A 25614-nucleotide genomic window follows, 5' to 3' on the forward strand; every position below is an offset into this window, starting at 1 on the left:
GCCGCCGAACAGGCGCGCGTCGCGTTCGTGCAGACCGCGGATGATGCTCCAGGTGGCGTCCTTGGACCCGTCGTCGACGAACAGGATGCGGCTTCGCGCGCTGATGCGCCCGGTCTCGGTCAGATGCGCGACTTTGGCGGCCAGCACGTCGGCCGTGCGCGCAAGCCCCTCCGCCTCGTTATAACAGGGAAGCACGAAACACACAACCGGCCGGTCGCGGCGGTCGGCGCGCTCGCCAGAACCGGAAGCGTTGGCTCCGGCGTTCGTGGAATCCGCTTCCTGCGCGTTCGTCTCGAAGGTCATCTTCCCATCCTCGTGATCGGTTCAGAGCCGGTTCGTATCCGTCCGGCCCACGCCCATGTGCTATGGACAGTCTACCCGCACGCCGAACATCCGTGTTGTGCGGTTGATGCGGAGTCTCTAATGAGAGTCCAGTCTGGATACCTGCTAGAAACCCCCGGCGGTATTCATGAAAGTGAACAAATCCACGCAATGCACATTCAGCATATTCGCAACGGTGGGAATCTTGAGATGCTTCCATGGGCGGTCGTATGTGTTCTGCGGTTTTTCGAACGTGATGATGGCTGATTGGAATTGGCTGGCCGCTCCAATCAGCCAAGGATCCGCAATACGGATGTCAGCCCAGTCCCGAATCGCCTGCGGTCGATATCCACTGTCGGGGGCGCTGATGACTCGTATGACCTGTTTGAACCCATCGACGATGTGGGGATTGTCTTCCGAATTGATGACGTATTCCTGAATGTCATCCAGCCACGCGTCCAATTCATCGGAGTTGCGTCCGCCATAGGTTTCGTCCCGTACCTTATCCAGTATGCCGACGGTTCCCTCGCGCACCAGTGCCTTCAGCCGGCTCCAGAAAGCTTCCGACAGGGTGAAGGCCGGATTGTAATAATCGTTGTAGGGTTTGATGAGGCAGTTGGTATCGATGAGATATTGCGGTCTTATGGGGTCGAACAGCGGCATCTGCACGGGTTTGGTGAGGTTGTTGGATTCGTTGGCCGTAGTCATATTCCGGCCTTCTTCAACAGCTTGGGGAATGTGAGCCGATTAGTGCCTGTAAGCCTGTATGCCTCTGTATAGGAGGTGCGGCCTTCGGCGACTGAGGTCGTGAGATGATCCAGCAAACGATTATCGAATCGGCTGAGCTTGGTGTTGTAGTAGTCCCCTCCCGTGGCCGCGGTTGCAGAAGCGGCGTCCTGTTCAGCCCAGTGACGTGCTGAATCGGATATGCGGTCGTACTCTTCCTGTGTTATGTAGCCGTTGTTGCGCGCGTGAAGAGCCACGCTGGTCCAGGATACAGGGAATACCTTGCGTGCTTGTGCGATTCGCTCCTCGACGGACAATGAGCTACGACCGTCCTGTTCCCAGAAATCTCTGAATTCTGTGTCGGGAATCAGTATCTCTGCGGCGACGGCGTTGCACGCCTGTTCCAAGCCGTCAGCGGCAGTGGGTATGGCAGCGGCAGCGGACGTAACGCTATCGTTGTACAGCTCGTCCTGCCCCAGCCATAGGTGGACGCACTCATGTATTAGGGAGAACAGGCGTGCGGTTGCTGGTTCGTCCGCGCGATTGACGAATATCAGTGGTGCGTATTCATCGACGAGTGCGAACGCCCGGAACTCTTTGGGGTTGAGCTTTCGGCGGGTGTTGTTTCCCACCACGCCGTTCATCATGATGATGATTTGCGCTTGCGCGGCACGTTCGCGAAGGAATGCGAACGCCTTCACGGGGCCGGACGCTTCCGGCCGCCTGTACCAGTCCGTCTCGATTCCCAATGTGCTCCGGATGGATTGTGCTATCTGTGCCACACCGGATTTGAGCGTCATGGAGTTGATGAAAGGCAGACGTTCGCCGCCATTGTCGATTTGGTCTTGGCGAGCCCAGTCTTGGAGTCTGGACATATCGGTGACTGTGTCTACAAGCTCTCGGGATGGTTCCTTCATCAACTGGTTGCTGATGGTGCGGTGCTCGAATACGGCTGGTGTGTCGTCGATGGGCTCCGCAAGGAAGAAGTAGCTGAAGGGGACATGCAGTTTGTGGCTGAGATCATTGATGTCTTTGATGTTCGGATGCTGTTCGCCGGTCTTCCACTGCTGGATGAGCTGTCGTTGCGGGTCGCTGAGTTGATCGGCGTCTCCAATACGCAGCACCCAGTCCAGTACTGCAGGGGAGATGTCCACGTTCACGGTGGCGCCCATGAAGAATCTCCTTCCCGATCTGCTGCAAAACACGATTACATCGATTGTATAGTGCTTTGGCACCGAAGGCGCCGCCGGCGCGACTCCCCGTCGCCGTGGGTGGCCGGTAGAGTGGGGAGTGTTTGCCGGATTGTTGGCGGCATGGCTGCCGGCGGTTGTGACGGCTTGCGCGGGTGCCGTATTACGTGAGGAGAATTGATGGCTGGGAAGAAGGTTCGCGTGGCGGGGGCGTTGAGCGTGGTGGCGGCGTCGGTCGCGTCGGTGGCGATGCTGGGTGCGGTGTGTGTGGTGCCGGCAAGTGCGTTGTCTGCTACGACGGCGCCGACGAACGCGGCGGCCTCGCCCGCGCACACTGCTGCGACGACAACGGTGACAGCACCGACATCAGCAGCGACGCCAGCGACGGCGACGTCCGTGTTCAGGACGCAGCCTGCCGCCGATTCCTCCGATACGGCGCTCGAGTCGGCGGATGCGATGCCGGAGAATCCGCATGCGGCGTTGCCGGACAAGGTGTCCGCCGAGATCGCGGATGATGCGACGGTGGTGTCGGAGCAGTACGCAATCACCGGCGATGGCGAGTTGAAGGACATTGAGTCGGGTGAGACGGTCACCGATCCGAAGATCGTGGGTACGGAGAGCACGCAGCCTGACCCGTTGGCGAAGACGGATGGTGAGTCGTTCATTCCGGTGAGTGCCGCAGACGTGAAGGAGAAGGTCGCGGCGAACGGTGGCGACGCGGAGGCCGGTGCGGGCGATGCCGCGCCGTCCAGCTATGGCCGCGTCGCAAACGAAACGACATCCGCGACCGCGGCACGTGCGATTCCAGCCGCGTTTGAGAACAACGAGTATGGTGCGTATTGGGGTTCGTACAACGGGACGCCGGCGTTCTTCGAGTCGAACGGCAATCTGTTCGTGCAGCAGGCGAAGGGCGTGGTGGATGTCTCCGAATGGCAGGGGACGATCGACTGGCAGGCGGCGAAGAACGACGGTGTGGAGGGTGCGATCATCCGTTTGAGCTACGGCTGGGGCAACGGGTTCGACGCGCAGGCGCGCCGCAACATTAACGAGTGCAAGCGGCTGGGGATTCCGTTTGGCGTGTACGTGTTCTCGTATGCGGAGAACACGTCGGACGGTGCGAGCGAGGGCGCGGACGTGGTGAATCTGCTGCGTCAGGCCGGTGTCGCTCCGGGTGATTTGAGTTACCCAGTGTTCTATGACTTGGAGCGCTGGAGCTACACGGGGCACGTCAGCCCGACGAGCCCGGCCGTATACGAGGGCATGGTGAACGCGTGGTATGGGCAGTTGCAGGCCGCCGGATACACCAATCTGAGCGTGTACTCGTATACGAGCTACCTGAACACGGCGCTTAACAGCGCAAGTATCCATGCGCGCACCCGGTGGGTGGCGCAGTACGGCGCGCGCATGCAGTACACGGATTGGTCCACAAACGACCGCGGCTGGCAGTACACCAGCAGCGGCCGGATTAACGGCATCACCGGGAGCGTGGATTTGAACGCGTTCGGGTATAATACTCCGACATCGCGGTATCGCGAAGTGCTTATTGACGGAAAGTGGTATTACATCGACGCGACGACTGGCAAGAAGTCCACGGGCTGGCAGTGGCTGTCGTCAAACGGTGGCAAATGGGTGTACTACGATTCTACCGACGGACACATGCTGTACGGCGAACAGAAGATTGACGGCAAGTGGTACTACTTGGACTTGGGCACTGGTGCCCGCAGGACAGGGTGGGCATACCTCAAGGGTGATGTGAACAAGTGGGCCTATTATGATCAAGACGGTGTCATGTTGTACGGCGAACAGAAGATTTCTGGCAAATGGTATTACCTCAATCCAGTTAGCGGCACGAGGATGACTGGTTGGGTCATACTGCCCGATGGTAGGAATGTGTACTATTCCCCTTACATGATGTATGGGGAGCAGAAGATCAATGGCGCTTGGTATTACTTGGATCCGGTGACTGGTGCTCGTAAGACGGGCTGGCAGCGTCTGAGCTCCAACGGTGGCAAGATTGTGTATTACGGCTCCGATGGAAAGATGGTATATGGAGAACAGACGATTGACGGGAAACAGTACTACCTAGTTCCTGGTACTGGTGCACGGTTCGTTGGATGGCGCCGCGTTGTGACCACTCGGGATCATCGGGGCGACAAATGGGTCTACTACGGTTCAGACGGTGCGATGCTTCACGGGGAAGGGAAAGTATCAGGTTACTGGTACTTCTTCGATGATGGCACGTCCAAGTCGAACGGACGTGTGACGTACGGTTGGAAGAATCTCGGTTCCAAGATTGTGTATTACAGCTGGCCTGAAGGCAAGATGCGGTATGGGGAGCAGAAGATCAATGGCGCTTGGTAATACTTGGATCCGGTGACCGGTGCTCGTAAGACGGGCTGGCAGCGTCTGAGCTCCAACGGTGGCAAGATCGTGTATTACGGCTCTGACGGAAAGATGGTATATGGCACACAATATATCGACGGGCAAAAGTACTATTTCGACCCAGTGACCGGAGCAAAGCGGTAAGTGCGCAGGGGTCAAGAGCTTGTGAAGGGTGTTTCTGCTTATTGCAGCTTGTAATCAATCGTCCTATTAGCGCACAGCGTGCGAACGCACTAAACTTTGTACTACATTGAGGGTGATGTGCAGCTAATAGAGCAACTTGGCTTCAGTGCGTTTACTATGGAAAGCCTATGAGGATAAAGATGCAAGAAGGACAGTCGCTGTCTAAGAAGACTATAACGATACTCGTGCCTTGCTATAATGAACAAGAGTCGCTTCCTCTCCTGTTCGACAGAATGGATTCTCTTGTTTCTAGTAGCAAAGATTTTGATTACAGTCTGCTATTTGTAGATGATGGATCGAAAGACAGGACAAGAGAATTAATTCGCCAGTATTCGCGAACGCGAGCATATGTAGAATACATTTTCTTGTCTAGGAATTTTGGCAAAGAAAAGGCAATGTATGCGGGTATTAAGAATGTCAACACAGACGGCTTGGTAATTATAGATGCTGATTTGCAAGATCCTCCAGAGTTGATTCCTGAAATGGCAAAACTGTGGAAACAAGGATATGATGATGTTTATGCGCGACGTCGGACGCGAGAAGGGGAAACGTGGCTGAAAAAAACAACAAGCCGATGGTATTACGATATATTACAAAAAATATCTGGAGTTGAGATCCAAAAGGACACGGGAGACTTTAGACTCCTTGATAGAAAATGCATTAATGCATTGAAAATGCTCGATGAATCTGAAAGAAATTCCAAAGCGTTATTCAGTTGGATAGGATTCAAAAAAATTGAATTTATGTATGATCGCGATAAGAGAGTTGCGGGAAAAACAAAGTGGAACTATTTCAAGTTGTTCCATCTTGCAATGGATGGCATTACAAGTTTTACGACTGCGCCATTGAAGATTGCCACATGGCTTGGTGGAATTGTGTCATGTTCGGCTGTCATATATGCAATATTTATATTTATTCGTACTCTGATGCATGGTGTTGATGTGCCGGGATATGCCTCAACCATGATCGTTTTGCTGTTTCTGGGTGGCGTACAACTTCTAAGTCTTGGAATAATTGGCGAATATCTGGGAAGAGTATTCATGCAGACTAAAGAGCGTCCTAACTATTTGATTGAGGAAGAGAGACTGAAATCAAATAATGAGTAAGTAGAAGTTTCGAGATTATTCATGCGCCCTAGGGCTATTGAATAAGCAATTAGATAGTGTGTCGATTGTCGTTGTCGTCTGATTATTGCTCGACGTGTGATTGTTATATGGATTGTCCATCAGAATAATTGTATTCTTGCTGGAAAAGAACCTTGGCTCCGAGAATACCGGAGCCAAGAGCATATCTATTTAAAGAATGGAGTGAATTTATGGCTGGTTAGTAATTTATCAATGTAACTTCTGATGATGACAAAACCAGCAGAGGCGTAAGGGATTAAAAGTATAAAGTATGGGAGCACATAGTCAGATTTACCTTCCGAAAGTAGGTGATACAAGAAGCCGCCCAAAAAAGCGATAGCCAAATATAGGTGTTTGAATGTAATATTTTTTCTTGATGACCATAGATATGCGCATGCAAATAAATAGATTAGAGACTGCACTGCATCGCAGAATACATTATATATGGTAAATAGTTTTCCGTGGACAATACTATGTTGAATCCACGATCCGTTAAATGGTTCAAATCCGTGTCCGCCACCAAAACTAATCCATAGGGATTGAAAAGTGGGCTCAGTCCACATTGAACAGACTTTCCTGATAAAGAAAGATGCTGCATAGACGGGCTGACTAATGAAAATAGACAATCTGTCTATAACTGCGTCAGTCGCAATCTCCTGCATCAGTGATGGGTCTCCATGCGCTTGACGGTACACAGTGATGGAATAGCCATTAAACCATCCGGGAAGACGTAAAGCTTCAGACTCCTGTAGGCCCATGGCAAAATGCGACATTAGAGGTATCGCGTGATTGAATACGACACCACCGCTCATTATTGAGAAAATGGAAGTGGTAAGAGGGACGACCATCTTATATCCAATGAATGTTGCAAACAGAGGTATCAATAATATATATTTGTTATTTGTTATTGCTTCGATGAGCCAAATGATACACATTGTTAAAACAAAAATAAGAGCATTTGGCTTAAAAATAGTCGCAAGTATAATTAGAAAGATGCTCGTCGAGGTATGTTTGATAAAAACTGAGGTTCTCTTTGATTCTGTTGCTTTGATTTGTTCTAGAAGAGCAAATAGAGCACAGCATAGGGAAGGAATGTTACCATAGGCGAAATTAGAAAAAAGGAATAGCGGAAGGAAAAGCCCGGTAATCACAATCGATAAGTGAGCTGCTTGTCTAGAATATATCTTGTTTGTTAGTGAGAAAATCGCCAAGACGCATCCAGTAACCATGATTGAGTTGAATAGCCTGATGGCAGTCCAATTTTGATATCCCCATAACCATCCAAATGCCTTATAAAATAAGATGTATCCGGTTTGGAAGGGGTACATTTGGATATATTCATTAAGGTTAATCCCATAGGTGTCTAAATAACCATTATTAAAATCTGTGTTTAAATTTGAAGCAATGTCAATGAGTATTCTCTGGTCTTGTGTGGGAGACCAATTGATTATCGATGTCCATGTAAAACAAACCGCTAATGTATAAATTGCTGATAAGGCTTTTAATGATGCCTGTGACATATTGGTGATTTGTTTATATGTAATTAGAATTATTGCTGTTATTGCAAAAGATATTGGTAGAGATATTGCATTGTTTTTAAAATTCCAAATTTGTGTTTCAGAGAAATCTTGCGCCATGTTCTTGCTTGTGATAGTGGCAGCAATTGTAAGAAGTGTAACAATAATAATGAAAAGAGTATAAACAATAGTTGTCGATATCTTTTTCATTGTAATTCCTAATCTATCTATCATAAAGTACATTGTACAATCACCGTGTATCATTGTGCCTGTTCTAATAGCTATGATGATAGAGAGAGCTGAGAATGAAAGAAGCAAGTGCTACGACTTTAGGTAAAATGACTACTATTCCGCGCTTTCTTGCGCTTGCAACTATGTATGTTATAACCTATATTACCCTCCTCCCCGTTGTTAGGGCCGAAGGGGATGATACTTACTTTATGGAGCAGTTGTCCCACACTGCTCCTGTAGATTGGGTGATTCAACGTTATATGACATGGTCTGGAAGAATCTTTTCTGAATCTTCTGCAGCTTTTTTCCTACCTTTGCCGCAAATTGCATGGCGTCTTGCGGACGCTGGAATGATTGTTCTGTTGTCATACTCGCTGACGCGTATTACATTTAGTGTTTTTTCTATCAAAAAACTATTTATCTCCTATGCGGCTGTATGGCTTATAGCCCCTTCCGTATGGCTCAGTGCTTCATATTGGGTTGCTGGCTCATTTGCGTATCTGTGGCCTGCGGCTATTGGCTGTTTTTCGACATTACTTCTTGTTGGCTTGATTCGCGCAAGGTCTGTTAGATTTTGGGGTATATATATTGTTGCTGCCGTATTGGCTTCACTGGGAGTTGAGCAGGTTGGCCCTTGTATTGTGGCCTTTGGTTTTATAACGGTAGTTGCACTTTATGTCCGAGACAAATCGTTTTCTATTCCTGCTGTTGTGTATACGTTGGCAAGTGCTTGCGCGTTATTGGTCGAATTGCTTGCTCCTGGTTCTGCTGTTCGTAATGAGCGAGAGATGCAGGTGAGATATCCTGAATTTGAGGATATGAGCTTCATAGTCAAAATTTACAAAGGTGTTATTTGGCATTTTGGCTATATGTACAACTATCTTTTTGTATTGGTGTTTGCCATGGCTGTTGTTGCTATTTTCATTGTGATATCCGGCAAAGGCTTGCAACACAAGTTTATATCTATTCGTTCCTGCACTTTTGATGTCGATTATTTATTGGCTTATTTTGTTACTGCGATGATATTTATTGTTGCATGTGCTTCTCAGCTGCGTATATTGTCTACCTTGAGTGTGTTTGATTTGCGCGGAAATTCATCCTCTCTACTGCGCTGGCTCTTGCCATTTGCGTTTTGGATTGTGCTATTGTTTGCTGTCTGGATGCTGGTGATGCGTGTTGACGGTAGCTATTGCTATCAGTTCTTTATGATTTCCGCTGCTATTGCATCTGGTGCTTTAATGTACTTCAGTCCTACTATTTATGCATCCGGTCCAAGATCGATGTTCATTCCCTCGGTATGCTTGCTTTGTTCTTTGTTGCATTTATTGGATAGGCATTGGAGAAATGAGTATCTGTTGCTTTTTGGCATTCCTGCATTTATTTCTATTCTGCATTTTACGCTTAATCTTTATAGGAACTTTAATCTTGTTCTATTTATCTGAGGTAATATGAAATAAGGCGGTGCGCAAACCGATATAATGTTTACGCGTCGCCTTATTTCATATATTGTTTGGCCTTATTCCATATCTTATTTGTTTTACAAATACTCTCTTTTATATCCGCGGTTAAGCGTCTGATAGATAATGCCGAATTGCAGATTCGGATTCTCAAACGGAGCTTTCACGGTGAAGGCTTCCGGCCAACGGCTCATGAACTCGCCGCGCTCTTTTTCGAAGCGGATAGCCTTCTCGCCGGAGGCGTCCGATCCGCGGGACACGGACTCGTAATGGTGGAGTTCGGCCGTGGGAATGAACACCACGCGCAGCTGCTCGCGAATCACTTTCAGACAGAAGTCGACGTCGTTGTAATTCACCGCAAGTTCCTCGGTCATGCCGTGTACCTTGTCGAAGGCCTCCTTGCTGACCATAAGGCAAGCGCCAGTGACCGCTCCCAGATCACGAGCCAGCATGGTGGCCTCGAAATTGCCGGGATAATTGCGAGACGTCTGGTAGTACAGGTGGCCGGGGCCGTCTGGGCCGAAGCTGATGCCGGCATGCTGAATGGTGTTGTCCGGGAACAACAGCTTGGCGCCGGCGATTCCCACATCCTCGCGCATGCAAGGTCCAAGCATCTCCTCGATCCAGTTCGGAGTGATGACCTCAGTATCGTTGTTGAGCAACAGATAATAGTCGCCTCGTGCCTGTTCGGCTCCGAAGTTGATGATTCGGGAGAAGTTGAAGGACCTCATGCCTTCCAACTTCACAACCCTCACATGCGGGTCGTCCTGCTGTGCCATCTCATAGTATTCGAAGGTGAACGGGTCCACGCTGTTGTTCTCCACAACCACGATTTCGTAGTTATCGTAGGTCGTGAACTTACGAATCGAGGCTAGGCAGTTATGCAGAACCGGTACTGCATCCTTGTTCGGAATGATGATGGACACCAGCGGGTGGTCGCCGAGGCTGTAATCAACCTTGAAACGACGCGGCATAAGCGGAGAATCAACGACCGTGCCCTTGATACCGCATCGCTCCAAATGCGTTTCGACAGAAAGACGGCTGCTATCGAGCGTATAGTCCTTCTGGTCGGCGCGAGCGGCAGTCGACTGGCTATGGACGCGCCAATGATAAAGCACTCGAGGCTCATGATGCACATACCGCGACTGCTCTCCGATGCGGAACGCCATGTGCCAATCCTGCGAACCGTCATACTCCTTACCGGGCAGTTCGAGTTTGTCCATGATGGACTTTCGTACGGTAAGGAAATGGCATACGTAGTTCATGCCCAGCAGCAGATCGGGATTCCACTCGGTCTTGAAGAACGGTTCACGATACTTGCCGTTGTCCAGCTTGTCCTCATCGCAATACAGCATGTCCGTGTCGGGATGTTCGTTGATGGCTCGTGTGTAGCAGAATAGCGCATCCGGCTCCAGTACGTCATCATGGTCCAGGAAGCACAGGAAGTCTCCTGAAGCGATCTTGATGCCCTCATTGGTATTCAGCGTGATTCCTTGGTTCTTCTTCAAAGTTACATGTCGAACACGCTGGTCCTTTGCGCACAGTTTGTCCACGGCTTGGCTGAGATCGGCGACTTCTGGAGAGGCGTTTACCAGAAGCAGTTCCCAGTTCGAGTAGGTCTGTTTCATGACCGAGTCGGCCATGGCATGCAAAAATTGAATCGGCGTCTTGTACAACGGCACAATGATGGAGTATTTCGGCTGAATATCGAAGCGCGTGCGCTGCTGAATAGCCAACTCATTGACTGAAGCGCGCTGACGGGTGCGGAACCACTTATCGTAATCACCAGCGGCGCAGGCCGGCTCCGTCTGTGTAGCCCATTGATGGCGCATCAAGTGTGTTTGGGGCGGCAAAGAACACAGGAACGAATCCTGACGATCGCTGTCCGGGAACTTCACCCAGATAATGAACGTATCTACTTGAGGAATATGAAGCGAATAGGATATCTTACGCATGCGCAATCCGGGAAGGGCCGGGTCTGTATTGATTTCTTCGCCCATGCAAATCCAATCGCCCATGGAAATCTGGTTGCCTTGGCCGTCAAGCGCAACGATATCCACATAAGCACTCGCACTCTCATCACCTACTAGCGGAACGGAGACATGGCCGTGAATGATGTCCGTACCGTCGAGGTTATTGATAAGCGCATCCACAAGGACGTGTGAATCACCCAAAAGCATCGCTTTATCGCAATTGCGAATTGCCGAGGCCTCCGCGTTATGTGACAGCCTATTGGCATAGGACATCAGCTGTGCGGCACGCCTGTTGAACGTCTTGGAACCCTGCGCGTGCGTGCGTCCATCCGCATCCACCGCTTGCACTGACACCGTCTGAGCTTGCGCGACGATGGGAAGCACCACAACCGGACCGCTGGTGGCTCGCACCACTTTCGCGGGAACCTGCTTTCCATCGGACATAGTTGAGCTGATGTGGAACTGCCAGTCGTCGGAGAGATGTTCCGCGTGAATTGCGGAATAGATTTTGCCTGGTCCGCGCACCGTTGTGCCGAAGCTCAGCGTTTCGGTGTCGTCGGTGGGGCCCGTTACAGCTGCAGGCCGCTGTCCGTCATCAGTGTTGCGGAAGTAGACGCGCTGTAGATCGATGCCGTCATAGCCCTTGTCGTACAGATACGTTAAGTACATGCCGCAGATGCGCTCGCCAAGGTAGCCGGAGACACGGCGTGCCACCGGTGAATAATGAGAGAAGTCACGCATCTTCTCGTGCATGGAAAGCACATCGAACAGGAACGCAGAATACGCGCGGAACAGTTCGCTACGCATCGCGAACATATTGCAGACATACACCTTCGTCTGATTGAGATACTTCTGTGCGCTCGGCCAGATGTCCGGGTACTTCAGCCGAATGATGTCCATCACGGTATCAAGGTCTTCGATATGATGACCGAATGAATCCCGGTACTGCTCGTAGACAGTGGTCTTCTCCAACGCCTCGATAGGTTCAGGGGCGATGAAATCATGGGCGGTAATGACCTTGCGCATGGCTTCTTCATTGAAGTCGATGCGCCGCAACGTCTCATCGTCATTGCGGTCGAACGTCACGTCGCCGAAAATGAACGGCTCGTGATGGATCGGGTATTCGGTCTTTGAGAAGTTGAAGTACCTACGGTAATGCAGGAAACCGTAATAATCCGCGTCGGTGTTCTGCCACGCCCAATACTGGCCGGTCAGCTCGCAGTAGGAGCGGTTTTTCTCGGAGATCGAATCGCCCTCATCATCATGCAGCATATTGGGCATTCGGGAAGTGGCGAGAGCCGCTCCGACCTGAATTGGCTGCAGCAGAGCATTGTCGGGAATATGCGTGTCTGGTTTATGGCAGGAGACGAACAGCTTGATGTCTTCAGACATGGATGAGCTACTTTCTTTCGCTGACAAATGACAAATGCTGTGTCTAGGATACGTCGTCCCCTCTATGTGGGGATCGACTGTACAACGGCCACAGAGGCTATACGTTGCAGATGGTATCCGTACGGGTGCAACGGTACGATGATACTCATGGCTGAAGAAGTTTTCACTCCTCATAACATCATTGTGACTGGTGGCTGTGGGTTCATCGGGTCGAATTTCGTGCATTACGTGTACGAGAACCATCCGGACGTGCATGTGACCGTGTTGGATGCGTTGACGTATGCGGGCAATCTGGAGAACATCAGGGGGATCCTGGGTGACCGGGTGGAGTTCGTGCATGGCAACATCTGCGACGCGGAGCTGCTGGACCGTCTGGTTCCCGGCCATGACGCGATCGTGCATTACGCGGCCGAATCGCATAACGACAACTCGATCGCGAACCCGGAGCCGTTCCTGAAGACCAACGTGGAGGGCACGTTCCGCCTGCTGGAGGCGTGCCGCAAGTACGATGTGCGCTACCACCACGTGAGCACGGACGAGGTGTACGGGGACCTGGCCTTGGATGATCCGGCGAAGTTCACGGAGGAGACCCCGTACCACCCGTCCAGCCCGTATTCGTCGACGAAGGCGTCGTCGGACCTGCTGGTGCGCGCCTGGCATCGCACGTTCGGCATCCGCGCCACGATCTCGAACTGCAGCAACAATTACGGCCCCTACCAGCATGTGGAGAAGTTCATCCCCCGCCAGATCACGAACATCCTCGACGGCATGCGTCCGAAACTGTATGGCAAGGGTCTGAACGTGCGTGACTGGATCCATACGGATGACCATTCGACGGGCGTGTGGACGATCCTGACCAGGGGCCGCATCGGCGAGACCTACCTGATCGGCGCGAACGGGGAGAAGAACAACCTGACCGTGCTGCGCATGATCCTGAGGATGATGGGTCAGAGCGAGGACGCGTTCGACTGGGTGAGGGACCGTCCGGGCCATGACCGCCGGTACGCGATCGATTCGACCAAATTGCAGACCGAATTGGGCTGGCGTCCGAAGCATACGGACTTCGAGTCCGGTTTGGAGCAGACCATCCAGTGGTATACGGACAACCGCGCCTGGTGGGAGCCGGCGAAGGCCGCCACCGAAGCCAAATACAAGCAACAAGGACAGTGATTCAACCGTCGGATACGAAAACGGCCGCCCAACATGTGGGCGGCCCTGAAAGCGTCTTCAGAATAACACAATGCTTGACGCATCAGACGAGGTTCTGACGGCTGTTGTATATGATCCGGCTCTGAGGATTTGCCCTGATTGCGATGGGGTGTTGGTGTGACGTGGAGGTGAGCATGGCTGCGTACTCTCAGGATGAGTTAATGTCGATTTTGGGCAGACTGATTTCAGGGTGGGAGAACGAGGTTGTCGAATTCAAAGAGGCTAATGAGAATTACTCCACGCAAGATATCGGAAAATACTTTTCGGCGTTATCCAATGAGGCGAATCTGCGTCAGGCCGAGTCGGCTTGGCTGGTGTTCGGTGTGAAGAACAAGTCCCGTGCGATTGTTGGCACGTCTTATGGGCTGAACCCTGAGCGCTTGCAGCAGTTGAAGATGCAGATTACGAGGGATACTGAGCCGCGTTCCTCGTTCCGGGAGATTCATGAGCTCGATACGCCTGAGGGCCGTGTGCTCATGTTCGAGATTCCTCCGGCGCCGATTGGCATGCCCGTCTCGTGGCAGGGTTACTTTCATGGGCGCAGCGGTGAGAGCTTGGTCGCGTTGAGCATTAACAAGCTGGATGCCATTCGAGGTGAGAGCTCGTTGAATGATTGGAGTGCCCAGACGGTTCCTGATGCCTCGTTGGATGATTTGGATCCCGAAGCGGTTCGTTATGCCAGAGAGTCGTTTCTCAAGGCGCATGCGAACCGCTTTTCTCCCGAGGAAGTTTCGAGCTGGAGTGACAGGGAGTTCCTGAACCGCGCCCATGTGACCCGTGATGGCGCTGTCACGCGTGCCGCGTTGTTGCTGCTCGGCAAGGAAGAGTCGGTGGACAAGCTTCCCTCCGGCATGTACGAAATGACTTGGAAACTGGTCGGGCAGGAGAGCGCCTACGAGCATTTCGGGTTGCCTTTTATGCTGACCACCACCAGGCTGTACAGCCGTATCCGCAATATCCAGATTCGTCTGCTGCCTCCCGGAACTCTTCTGCAGCAGGAGGTCTCGAAATATGACGAGCAATCGGTGCTTGAGGCGTTGCATAACTGCATCGCCCATCAGGATTACCGTCGTCCGGCCCGGATTCTGGTCACAGAGCATCCGGACAAGCTCACGTTCGACAGCTGCGGTTCATTCTTCGAGGGCACTCCGGACGATTATGTGCTGGGAGACAAGTCTCCCGACCGTTATCGCAACCCGTTCCTTGTTCGTGCCATGAGCGAGCTGTACATGATTGACCGTATGGGGTACGGCATCAAGCGCATGAACGAGGTGCAGGCGAAGCGTTACCTGCCGTTGCCGGATTATGATCTAAGCGATCCCGAGAAGGTGCGTCTTACCATGTACGGCGGGATGGTCGACCCGGAGTACACGCGTCTGCTACTTAGTAGCACAGATCTGCCGTTGCCTGATGTTCTGGCGCTGGACCGTGTGCAGAAGCATATGGAGATTCCCGCTGCAGCGGCAAATCGTCTACGCCGTCAAGGCCTGATCGAAGGACGTAAGCCTCATCTTCGAGTGACTCCCGTAGTGGCGGCTGCCACGGATACCAAGGCGGATTTCATACGGGCCCATAGTCAGGATGATGTGTTCTATCAGCGGCTTGTGGAGCAGTATCTGAAGACTTTCGGCGTGGCGACTCGTTCTGACTTTAACGATCTCTTGGTCCCGAAGCTCGGTGAGGATCTGTCGGATGGCGAGAAGCAGCATAAGATCGACAATCTGCTGACTGCTATGAGACGAGACGGTGTCATTGTCAATACTGGGTCGCGCAGGTATTCACAATGGCGGCTTGGCGGGCAAAGCGGATAGGACTTCTTTCTGCTTCTTTCTGCAGAATGCAGAAAGAAGCAGAAAGAAGAAAGGCCTCTTGAAGTCGAAAATGTTGGAATTGCAGCATTCTTGTTTTCTGCTGATGGAAAAAGGAAGAAAGGAATTGGTGATTATGTCGTTTGAGTTTGAGAAAGAATTGAAGGTCACGGAGACGAATATCCCTGGCCTGTTGGTGTTTGATCTGCCGGTGCATGGTGACAGTCGTGGCTGGTTCAAGGAGAATTGGCAGCGTGCGAAGATGCTGAAGCTGGGTCTGCCTGATTTCGGTCCGGTGCAGAACAACATCTCGTTCAATGCGAAGAAGGGTGTGACGCGTGGCATCCATGCGGAGCCGTGGGACAAGTACATTTCGATCGCGGCGGGTGAGATCTTCGGCGCGTGGGTGGACCTCAGGCCGGGCGACTCGTTCGGCCAGGTGTTTACGACCCGCTTGGACCCGTCGAAGGCGATTTATGTGCCGCGTGGCGTGGGCAACAGCTTCCAGGCGCTTGAGGATGGCACCGTGTACACGTATCTGGTGAACGCGCATTGGAGCCTTGAGCAGAAGAAGACGTATACGTTCGTGAACTTGGCTGATCCGGAGCTGGACATCCAGTGGCCCATCCCGTTGGAGGAGTCGGAGCGCAGCGAGGCGGACCTGCATCATCCGATGCTCAAGGACGCCAAGCCCATGGCGCCGAAGCGCACGTTGGTGACCGGCTGCAACGGCCAGTTGGGTCATGCGGTCCGCGCGTATGCGGAGGCGCATGGTCTTGAGGGCTTCGAGTACACGGACATCGACACGTTCGACTTCTCCGACCCGGCCGCGTACGAGCGGTTCGACTGGAGCCTGTATGGGACGATCATCAACACGGGCGCCTATACGGCGGTGGACAGGGCGGAGACCCCGGAGGGCCGTCCGGTCGCGTGGAAGGCGAACGCGCAGGGCCCGGCCCTGCTCGCCAAGGTCGCCGGGGAGCATCACATCACGCTCGTGCACATCTCGAGCGATTACGTGTTCGACGGGACCGCCGAGGAGCATACGGAGACGGAGGCGTTCGCCCCGTTGGGTGTGTATGGGCAGTCGAAGGCCGCGGGTGACATTGCGGTCGGGAATGTGCCGGAGCATTACATCCTGCGTTCCAGTTGGGTGATCGGCGAGGGGCATAACTTCGTGAAGACGATGATGGGCCTGTCCGACCGTGTGGCCGACCCCGAGGACAAGCTGGACAAGGTGACGGTGGTGGACGACCAGTATGGTCGTCTCACGTTCACCAGGGATATGGCGGAGGCCATCTTCCACCTGCTCGACAGCCATGCGCCGTATGGCACGTACAACCTGACCGGTTCGGGCGAGGTGAAAAGCTGGGCTGAGATTGCGCGCATGGTGTTCGACCTGACCAACGGCAACGGGGAGAAGGTCAAGCCGATCAGCACGGCCGAGTATTTCGCGAACGCGAAGAACCCGGTCAGCCCGCGGCCGGTCCATTCTGCGCTCGACCTGTCCAAGATCGAAGCGGCCGGCTACACGCCCGCCGACTGGGAGGACAGCCTCAAAGCCTACGTCACCAAGGAGCTCGACAAGTAGGCCTTAGCGCGACCATTACCGATATCCATGCCATACACCGAGCTGAGCGTGGCAGGCGGGATACGAGAAGCGGTTCTTCTCCAGATGGATAGCCGCTTCTTGTTATGCGCCCAATGTATGCGATGAAACCGCACAGACTTTCTGTCCTGTTCGATGCGGTGGAAGGTTATGGGTAAGCTAAGTACGGTTGAAGAGAACGCGCGCTGGAACAGGAAAGCAGGTAGGAACATGAAGGGCATCATCCTTGCCGGCGGGTCAGGTACGAGGCTGTATCCGCTGACCACGGTGACATCGAAACAGCTGCTCCCGGTGTACGACAAGCCGATGATTTACTATCCGCTGAGCGTGCTCATGATGGCCGGCATCCGCGACATTCTCATCATTTCCACGCCGAAGGATCTACCGAACTTTGAGCGTCTGCTTGGCGATGGCTCTCAGTACGGTGTGAACTTCTCCTACAAGGTGCAGCCATCTCCCGATGGACTTGCTCAGGCGTTCATCTTGGGCGAGGAATTCATCGCGGGTGAGCCGTGCGCGCTGGTGCTCGGTGACAACATCTTCTACGGCAATGGCCTCGGCCGCACGCTGCGCAAGGCGGCAGCCGTGGAGCATGGTGCCACGGTGTTCGGATACTACGTGGATGATCCCGAGCGTTACGGCGTGGTCGAGTTCGACGGGCACAAGAAGGCCATCTCCATCGTGGAGAAGCCCGAACACCCTGCCAGCAACTATGCGGTGACCGGTCTGTATTTCTATGACGAGCGCGTCACCGAGTTCGCCAAGCAGGTCAAGCCTTCGGCTCGTGGAGAGCTGGAAATCACCGACCTCAACAGGATGTACCTCGAAGACGGGACCTTGAACGTGCAGACGCTTGGCCGTGGCTACGCCTGGCTGGACACGGGCACCATGGACTCCTTGTACGAAGCGGGCGAGTTCGTACGCACCGTGCAGCGCGCGCAGGGCCTGCCCATCGCCGTGGCCGAGGAAATCGCCTACGAGAACGGGTGGATCAGCAAGGAAGAACTGCTTGAATCCGCCGAGCGGTATGGCAAGAGCCCGTACGGCAAGCACCTCAAGGACGTGGCCGACAACAAAATCATCGTCAAGCCGAAAGATGCCTGAACCAACCGAGGTCATCAGAAGTCGCGTAAGTCGTTTGAAGTTTTTCACACGGAGGAGCACGGAGGAAGAAGTATGCCCACCGTTTCATTCGTTGTCATTGCTTATAACGTCGAGCGATATATTGCCGATTGTCTGCAAAGCCTGCACAATCAGACTAACCCGGATTTCGAGGTCATTGTTGTAGACGATGCGAGCACCGATTCCACGAAATCGGTCATCGAATCCGCGATACAGGGCGATTCGCGCTTCTCGTTAGTCGCTAAAGGCAAGAATGAAGGTGCGCATCTTGCTCGTCGTGCGGGTGTATTGCATACCGTCGGTAAGTACGTGGTGTTCGTGGACGGTGATGACCAGCTGCAGGACACCGCATGCGAAGTGCTTTCCGCATATGCTTCCAGTCGGGCCTTTGACATTTTGCGATTCGGGCGTACCGTGGTTCCCCACGGTTCAGCCAATCGGGAGACAGCGTTCCAAGAGGAACGGTCGTTTAATCTGCATACCGAAGACATGCAGGGCGAAGACGTGTTGAAATCGGTCTTTTCCGAAGACTTTGGAACCCGCAACACGTGGAGCCTTATCGATTGCATGTTTGACGGTGAATTCGTCCGTAAGGGATTCGCCGCAACGCATGATGAACCGCTTGGACGCATGCAGGATTCATACGAGTTCTTCGTATTGGCCTCGCGGGCGGAAACGATGCGATTCTTCACGGAATATCGTGGTCTTCGCTACAATCTGGGCGCTGGAGTATCCGGCTCCGGTCTGGAGACATTGCAGAAATTCGAGCATGGCCATATGGGAATCTACTCCTCCATGAATGCTGTGCTGCGGTATGCGGCTGACTCCGGTGGTGACAACACGACGCGTTGCGCGCAATGGTACAAGCATGTGGTGCTTGGCATCGTGGGACGTGAATGGGTGATGAGGTTGGCAGAGGCGGACCAGATCGCCGGTATGCGTTCATTGCGCCGTATTTGGGGTGACGAGAATACCGCCTACATGCTGTTGGATCCTCTGATGGCGCGCGCGCAATGGTTCGTTGACCATGATGCGGTTCCATCGGATGCGGATCCCTATCGCCGCTGGGTGATGTTGTTCAATAGTATGCATCTGAACAACATCTCAGATATGGTTATTCAGCAACGCGTGGATGATTTCCTCGTGCTGAAGGGGAAGCTGGATAAGCACGAACTCGAAATCGAACAAGCAAAAATCGCTGAGCAACAAGAACGGCGCCAGCGTCAGCTCCAGTTGGAAGAGCAACGCCGTGTGTTGAAAACGGGAACACCCATTCGACGTGTGGTGGATGCAGTGTTCCCGGAAGGTAGCGGGCAACGTAATCTACTGCGTCGCGCCGCTCGCCGGATTCTTCACCGTTAAAGGAACGGAGATATGACTGTAACATCCGAAGGCCGCCACTGGAAACGATGCGGTATTTACTGTATTTACGCTAAATACGGTCATGTAGCGCGCTATGTGGATTATTTCCTGAGTGAGCTTATCGAATCGCTGGATCAGCTGATTGTCGTCGCCAACGGTGAACTGGATGCAAATTCCCGTAAGAGGCTTGAACGATTCGCCGACAGGATTATCGTTCGTGAGAACAAGGGCCTTGACATCGCCGCATACCGTCAGGCGTTGCTTTCAATCGGGTGGGACAAGCTCGTCACCTACGATGAGATCATCTGCCTGAACGATACGATTCTTGGACCAGTTTTCCCGTTCTCGGAGATGTTTGAAACGATGGACGGCAAGGACGTTGATTTCTGGGGCGTCACCGCGTATCCGCATGACATCGCTTTCGGTGAGGAGATTCCGACGCATCTGCAATCGTATTGGCATGCGTATCGGAAATCCTTGGTGTCTTCCAAAGCGTTCCAACGCTATTGGGAGACCATGCCTGTGTATGAAGACTACGCGGAGGCGACACGCAAGCATGAGATGACGTTCACCAAGCGATTCTCCGATCTTGGATTTACTTGGGCCTCATATATTGACTACGACAAGTACCGGTCGCGTTCGACGTATCCGATGCTATATGATCCGGTCTCTCTGATTCGCGACGACCGATGCCCGGTGTTCAAAAAGCGTTCCTTCTTCGTCGAATACCAGTATTATTTCAACCAGACCGCTGGTCAGCCTGGTATGGAACTGCTGGAGTATTTGCGTCGGCGTACCGATTACGACACCGATTTGATATGGGATGCGGTGTTGCCGTCATACAATATCGCGGATATTGCTAAAGCCGTGCATCTCAATTACGTGCTACCGTCCCGTACCGTCAATCCCTGTGAGAATGGAAGTACTCCGGTACGATCGGCATTCATCTACCACGTCTATTTCCTCGACTTGCTGGATCAGACGCTGGAATATCTTGCCAATCTGCCCGAGGACACCGACCTGTATATCACGACAAATGAGTCGAAAATCGCCGACATTCGCAAAGCGATGGATAAGAGTGGCTTCACTCATGCGGTCGATTTCATTCCAGTGCGCAACCGCGGCCGTGACGTATCGGCACTGCTCGTTGGCGCGAAAGACGTCGTGCTCAGCGGGAAATATGATGTCATCGGTTTCGCACACGACAAGAAGTCCGGACAGAACCAGCAGAACGGACATCAGGGGACCGAGACTGAGGGATTCGCCTACAAATTACTGGAGAATACGCTCGGTTCCAAGGACTATGTGCGGAACATCCTTACGTTGTTCGCGAATAATCCGCGCTTGGGTATGGCGACTCCGCCGCCGCCTATCCACGCCCTTTATTTCGCGCATACGGTGCCGCACGATTGGGGTATCAACTTCGACATCACCAAGGATCTGCTGGAAAACAAGCTGAATATCCACGTTCCTCTGGATGAACACAAGCCCAGCGTATCCGCTATCGGATCATGCTACTGGTTCCGTGTGGAAGCGTTGAAGCCCCTGTATAAATATGGGTGGCAGTACGAGGACTTCCTGCCGGAAGGCAAGATGGACGTCGATGGCACCATCTCGCACGCCATCGAACGGGCCAATGGTTACATCGCCCAATCGCAAGGGTATTATCCTGCCTGGGTGATGTCCGACAAGTATGCCCGAATTGAAGTGGATTCTTTGTACTATATCGCGCAGGGTTTCATGGATACCACCAGTGGTGTGCGACGCGGTGAAAGCGTGATGGAGAGTCTCGGTAGCCTGAAGTCGTCGCTGACGTTCGTCGGCAGGCTGCGCCGTACGACGCATCTTGCACTTGGCACAGTATTCCGTGCGGTGACCTATCCGCTGCCCAAGCCTGTGCAGAGCCAGTTGAGGAAAACAGTTTGGGTGCCGATTCACGCGGCATGTGCGGTATTGAAGAAAGTACGTTCCGGTTTGCGTCGATAGCGACGAGCGGCAGGTGGTTCCGGTGAAGAAAGTCAGGAAATCCCCTGTCTGAGTAGGATAAGGTGTTTATGAAGAAAGCATGGGACAGACTCCGCGACCGTTACCATTACTCACTGGTGGTGTTCAAGGAACTCGTGAAAACCGATTTCCAGCTGCGTTACCAAGGTTCCTTCCTCGGTGTGCTGTGGTCGGTGTTGAAGCCGCTGATGTTGTTCGCGGTGATGTACATGGTGTTCGTCCGATTCCTGAAGTTCTCCGACGGCACGCCAAGCTTCGCTATTTCGTTATTATGCGGCACCTGCTTGTGGAGTTTCTTTAACGAGTCTACTTCCATGGGTATGTCCTCAATCGTGAACCGTGGCGATCTGCTTCGTAAGATTCATTTCCCCAACTACATAATCGTCGCTTCCACCACGATGGGCGCCATGATTTCCCTGGCCATCAACCTAGTGGTCGTCATCGTGTTTGGCTTCTTTGCCAATGCGCATTACACGTGGCATGTGCTTTTGGTTCCGTTGAATATCCTGCAGTTGTATGCAATCGCTCTCGGCGTGGCACTGATACTGGCCACGCTGTATGTGTACTTCCGCGACGTCGCCCATATTTGGGAGGTCGTTCTGCAAGCGATGTTCTATGCCACGCCTATCATCTACCCGATTACGATGATCACTCAGCGTGCGCCTGAACTAGCTTGGGTTACTAAGTTGCTCATGCTAGTTCCGACCACGCAGACGATTATGGATATCCGCCATAACCTCATTTCTCCGGAGGATGTGCCGACGATTTGGACGCTGGTGGATAATCGTTTGCTGTGCTTGTTGCCGTATGTGCTGTCCGTCGTGATTCTGTGGCTCGGTATCCACGTGTTCCGCAAGCATAGTGCCAAGTTCGCGGAGGTGCTCTGATGACTGTCGCTGAAAATAATGTCAATGTTGGCAACGTTGTTGCAGATGTGGTGGATGAGCGCCCGGTTGTTTTGAAGGTCGACCACGTCGCCAAATCCTTCCGATTGCCAACTGAACAGGCCAGTGGTCTGAAGATGGCCTTCCTGAACTGGACCAAAGGCATCAAAGGCTACACTGAGCAGAAGGTGCTCCGCGATATCAGCTTCGAAGTGCGTCAGGGCGATTTCTTCGGCATCGTGGGCCGTAATGGCTCTGGCAAATCCACTCTGCTGAAGATCATCTCCCAGATTTATGTACCGGAACAGGGCACGGTGGATGTTCGCGGCAAGCTGGTGCCGTTCATCGAGCTCGGTGTGGGTTTCAATCCCGAACTGACCGGGCGTGAGAACGTGTATCTCAACGGTGCGCTGCTCGGCTTCACTCGTGACGAAATCACCGCCATGTACGACGATATCGTCGAGTTCGCTGAACTGGGCGAGTTCATGGATCAGAAGCTAAAGAACTACTCCAGTGGTATGCAGGTGCGACTGGCGTTCTCCGTGGCCATTAAAGCCCAAGGCGATATCCTCGTACTTGACGAGGTGCTCGCCGTTGGTGACGAGGCGTTCCAGCGCAAGTGCGACAACTTTTTCTCTGAGGTTAAGAAAGATCCGACCAAGACGGTCATTTTGGTGACGCACAGCATGGACTCGGTGAAGAAGTACTGTAACAAGGCTATTCTGATTAAGAATGGTGAAATCATCGAGAGCGGTGACAAGGACGTGGTGGCAGATCGCTACACGTTGGAGAACTTCGCCACGAAGAAAACCGAAAAGGACAACGACGCGGATAATGCGTATCCGACCGGTCTGAACGCTCGTGTGCCCTTCCTGAAGATCTGGCCGGTGTCCAACCAGCTGTCGGATGGTGTCGAACCGTTCCGCTTCGATGTCGAATACGAGTTCACGGAGGACGTTCCCTTCTATCTGGCCATTTCGCTGATTGATACCAAGCGAGGAGGAGTCGTCTGCGATTCGGGTTCGGTCCCGATGAAGCAGCATGGACGACAGCGCGTCGGATTCGAGATTCCGGTTAGTGACTTCAACAACAGTGATTTTAAATTGCTTGTCTCGTTGCGTCTGGATAACTCTAAAGATCCCGATAAGACAGATATGATTGCTTTCACCAATGACGACAATTCCTGTTTCTTTGCTGTTCGAAACAGCAAGAACAAGACCTATGCATTGTTGAGCGATCGCGCTTTGCAATTCCGCTGTCTTATGTAGTTCTTTGGTGGAGTTTATCAATGGGTAAAGTCATGCGGACCATATCCAAACGTTTTTGGTATCTTGTCTTCGTTGTAGCGGGACTTCTTTTGTCGTTGACTGTTCTGGGCGTCCTTTCGTCGGACAATTTTACTGCATCTCAGTACTGGGGCGCTCTTTGGGTCTGCTCTATATTGCTTGTCTTTGTCGGAATCCGATATCGCAGGAGTATTCTAAGTGGGTATCGAGCTCTATGTCGAAAAAAGTGGCTTGTTTTCGCCTGCTTCGCCTTGCTTGTTTTTGTGCAACTCTGCGTATTCACGACAATAACCGGCAGACAATTATTCGATGCTGGTATGGTGTATGATGGGGTTTTTAATGATGATAAAACTCTGATAAATCAATATTTGTCAATATGGCAGAACAATCTGCCTATGTATACTGCCGAAAACATCATTAAGCATGTTTTTCATTTGTCCGACACTATTATTGCTCTTAGAATATATACGGTAATTAGTTGTCTACTCTACGACATAGGTTTTATTTTCATTGCTTGGAGCGTCTTTCTTCTTTCGGGTATGGAAGCTGCGGTGCTTTCGGGCCTAATCTGTTTTGGGATTCTTGGTCTCACAAATCAAGTCTACCAGATTTATAGCACAGCTTTTTCGTGGCCGTTTACCTGTTTTGGGATTTTTGTTTATATCTATCTGAAAAAAGCAGAAACCTGTGGTCGAGCTTCGAAAATTATTGGTAGCTTCTGCTTCGGAATGACGGTGACTTGCGGGTATATGATACGACCGTCTAGTGTTATATATGTTATTGCTATTGCCATGTTTGAATTTCCATATTTATGGAATTATGTAAAAAACGTTAAGACTTCTCTATTTGTTGTATTGCCTGTTATTTTTGGAATTTGCTTGACGGTACTCGCATATTACGCTGTGGAATCAAGGCAGGGTATTGTGATTGATGAGACCCGCAATGCCACCATGCAGCAGTATCTTGCATATGGTATTACAGGTAATGGCGATGGTGATATTGAAATTCGAAAAAGAATTGAGGGTACAGGCAGCGTCGAAGAGAGGAAAGCGCTATCCGTACAGATTTGGTTGGAAGAGATTAAGAGAAAAGGGCCAGTCGGCTATACTGCCTTTTTGGCTAAAAAACATATTTTAAATACGTCTGATGCTGGTATGAAATTCACTACACCTCACATAGAGGAACAGTACTCTAGCAACAAAATCAAGCATTTCTTCCAAAATATATATTATACGGATGGTAAGTATGGACATTTGACTGTTTATGCGATTCAATTCATATATTTATTGGTTTTAGTCGGTGTCGCATATGGTGTTTTGGAAACACTGCCAGAGGTTCACTTGCTCTGTCTGGCGCTCGTCGGATATTGGGTTTTCTTGCTTATCTTTGAGGCTGGAAGGTCTGTTTATTCAATTCAGGCATTCCCGGTGTCGATAATGATGTCCGCCATTGGTTGGCATTCATTAATAAAGGTATCGACGACACAAGTTAAGTGTTTGGATGCATCCGCCTGTATACACTGAATGTGCATTTACTGAGGTGGACCTGATATTCAGGGCTTGCAGAAGGTAGATTTTGTTGATGACTGACAAGGAACATGATGAATGGGTCAGTAGCTGACTGGCCGGTTGTGTGTTTCGTGCTTCCTTGTTACAACGAGGCGGAGGGGCTTGCGCGCACGGCCGACGTGTTGGCCGCCAAAGTCGCGCATCTGACCGAGACCGGGCGCATCAGCGCGCGAAGCCGCATCCTGTTCGTCGACGACGGGTCCAAGGACGCCACCTGGAGCATCATCCGCAGTCTGCACGAACGCGACGCGCACCTGTTCGGCGGT

At 52.1% G+C, this 25614-nt stretch carries 19 protein-coding genes; 14 read left to right on the top strand and 5 right to left on the bottom strand.

Features of this window, described 5'->3' with window-relative positions; genetic code table 11:
- The 3 genes from BW14_RS10990 to BW14_RS11000 all read right to left on the bottom strand — a co-directional run.
- Window positions 1-303 (bottom strand): glycosyltransferase (locus tag BW14_RS10990; RefSeq protein WP_140490620.1); only part of this gene is annotated, 303 nt, incomplete at its 3' end.
- Between the two features lie 144 nt (window positions 304-447).
- Complete coding sequence (locus tag BW14_RS10995) at window positions 448-1029, bottom strand: DUF4411 family protein (RefSeq protein ID WP_140490622.1); 582 nt, start codon at window positions 1027-1029, stop codon at window positions 448-450.
- A complete protein-coding gene (locus tag BW14_RS11000) occupies window positions 1026-2219 on the bottom strand; it encodes an ImmA/IrrE family metallo-endopeptidase (RefSeq protein ID WP_140490624.1) in 1194 nt (397 codons plus the stop codon). Before BW14_RS11000 ends, BW14_RS10995 begins: the two co-directional genes overlap by 4 nt.
- 198 nt (window positions 2220-2417) lie before the next feature.
- On the opposite strand from BW14_RS11000, the gene BW14_RS11005 reads away from it, so the two are divergent.
- The 3 genes from BW14_RS11005 (at window position 2418) to BW14_RS11010 (ending at window position 5908) form a co-directional block, all read left to right on the top strand.
- Complete coding sequence (locus BW14_RS11005) at window positions 2418-4598, top strand: GH25 family lysozyme (protein WP_181162380.1); 2181 nt, start codon at window positions 2418-2420, stop codon at window positions 4596-4598.
- A 12-nt stretch (window positions 4599-4610) separates the two neighbouring features.
- On the top strand, window positions 4611-4763 hold the full coding sequence (locus BW14_RS12120) for a hypothetical protein (RefSeq protein ID WP_219847197.1): 153 nt from the start codon (window positions 4611-4613) through the stop codon (window positions 4761-4763).
- 167 nt (window positions 4764-4930) lie between these two features.
- Entirely contained in the window at window positions 4931-5908 is a 978-nt protein-coding gene (locus BW14_RS11010) for a glycosyltransferase family 2 protein (RefSeq protein WP_140490626.1), read from the top strand.
- Window positions 5909-6093: 185 nt separating this feature from the next.
- On the opposite strand, the gene BW14_RS11015 is transcribed toward BW14_RS11010, so the two are convergent.
- Window positions 6094-7653 (bottom strand): hypothetical protein, encoded by a 1560-nt coding sequence (locus BW14_RS11015; protein ID WP_140490628.1) that lies wholly within the window; start codon window positions 7651-7653, stop codon window positions 6094-6096.
- A gap of 95 nt (window positions 7654-7748) precedes the next feature.
- Between BW14_RS11015 and BW14_RS11020 the strand changes: the two genes are divergently transcribed.
- Window positions 7749-9116 carry a DUF6056 family protein gene (locus tag BW14_RS11020; protein ID WP_140490630.1) on the top strand — a complete coding sequence of 456 codons (1368 nt, stop codon included), beginning with the start codon at window positions 7749-7751 and terminating at the stop codon, window positions 9114-9116.
- A gap of 95 nt (window positions 9117-9211) precedes the next feature.
- Here BW14_RS11020 and BW14_RS11025 read toward each other — a convergent pair whose 3' ends face one another.
- Window positions 9212-12721, bottom strand: a complete 3510-nt coding sequence (locus BW14_RS11025) for a DUF4422 domain-containing protein (RefSeq protein ID WP_258186118.1) — start codon at window positions 12719-12721, stop codon at window positions 9212-9214.
- On the opposite strand from BW14_RS11025, the gene rfbB reads away from it, so the two are divergent.
- From rfbB to BW14_RS11075, 10 genes are all read left to right on the top strand, one after another.
- The gene (rfbB, locus tag BW14_RS11030; protein WP_140490632.1) at window positions 12644-13666 is read left to right on the top strand and encodes a dTDP-glucose 4,6-dehydratase; all 1023 of its coding nucleotides are present in this window, start codon (window positions 12644-12646) and stop codon (window positions 13664-13666) included. The two genes, BW14_RS11025 and rfbB, sit on opposite strands and share 78 nt — an antisense overlap.
- Window positions 13667-13839: 173 nt before the next feature.
- Window positions 13840-15516 carry an RNA-binding domain-containing protein gene (locus tag BW14_RS11035; protein ID WP_140490634.1) on the top strand — a complete coding sequence of 559 codons (1677 nt, stop codon included), beginning with the start codon at window positions 13840-13842 and terminating at the stop codon, window positions 15514-15516.
- Between the two features lie 133 nt (window positions 15517-15649).
- Entirely contained in the window at window positions 15650-17104 is a 1455-nt protein-coding gene (locus tag BW14_RS11040) for a bifunctional dTDP-4-dehydrorhamnose 3,5-epimerase family protein/NAD(P)-dependent oxidoreductase (RefSeq protein WP_140490636.1), read from the top strand.
- 228 nt (window positions 17105-17332) lie between these two features.
- Window positions 17333-18226: a glucose-1-phosphate thymidylyltransferase RfbA gene (gene rfbA, locus BW14_RS11045; RefSeq protein ID WP_140490638.1), complete on the top strand. Its 894-nt coding sequence runs from the start codon at window positions 17333-17335 to the stop codon at window positions 18224-18226.
- 72 nt (window positions 18227-18298) lie between these two features.
- Window positions 18299-19606: a glycosyltransferase family 2 protein gene (locus BW14_RS11050; protein WP_140490640.1), complete on the top strand. Its 1308-nt coding sequence runs from the start codon at window positions 18299-18301 to the stop codon at window positions 19604-19606.
- A 12-nt stretch (window positions 19607-19618) separates the two neighbouring features.
- Window positions 19619-21592 (top strand): rhamnan synthesis F family protein, encoded by a 1974-nt coding sequence (locus BW14_RS11055; protein WP_140490642.1) that lies wholly within the window; start codon window positions 19619-19621, stop codon window positions 21590-21592.
- Window positions 21593-21660: 68 nt separating this feature from the next.
- The gene (locus BW14_RS11060; RefSeq protein WP_140490644.1) at window positions 21661-22497 is read left to right on the top strand and encodes an ABC transporter permease; all 837 of its coding nucleotides are present in this window, start codon (window positions 21661-21663) and stop codon (window positions 22495-22497) included.
- A complete protein-coding gene (locus BW14_RS11065) occupies window positions 22497-23762 on the top strand; it encodes an ABC transporter ATP-binding protein (protein ID WP_140490646.1) in 1266 nt (421 codons plus the stop codon). The genes BW14_RS11060 and BW14_RS11065 overlap by 1 nt, the downstream gene beginning before the upstream one ends.
- Before the next feature lie 20 nt (window positions 23763-23782).
- Window positions 23783-25303, top strand: coding sequence for a hypothetical protein (locus tag BW14_RS11070; RefSeq protein ID WP_140490648.1), 1521 nt, complete (start codon window positions 23783-23785; stop codon window positions 25301-25303).
- Between the two features lie 77 nt (window positions 25304-25380).
- On the top strand, window positions 25381-25614 hold a 234-nt coding region (locus BW14_RS11075; RefSeq protein ID WP_258186119.1), incomplete at its 3' end, for a glycosyltransferase.

This window comes from Bifidobacterium sp. UTBIF-68 (assembly GCF_006408855.1).
Lineage (GTDB): Bacteria > Actinomycetota > Actinomycetes > Actinomycetales > Bifidobacteriaceae > Bifidobacterium > Bifidobacterium reuteri.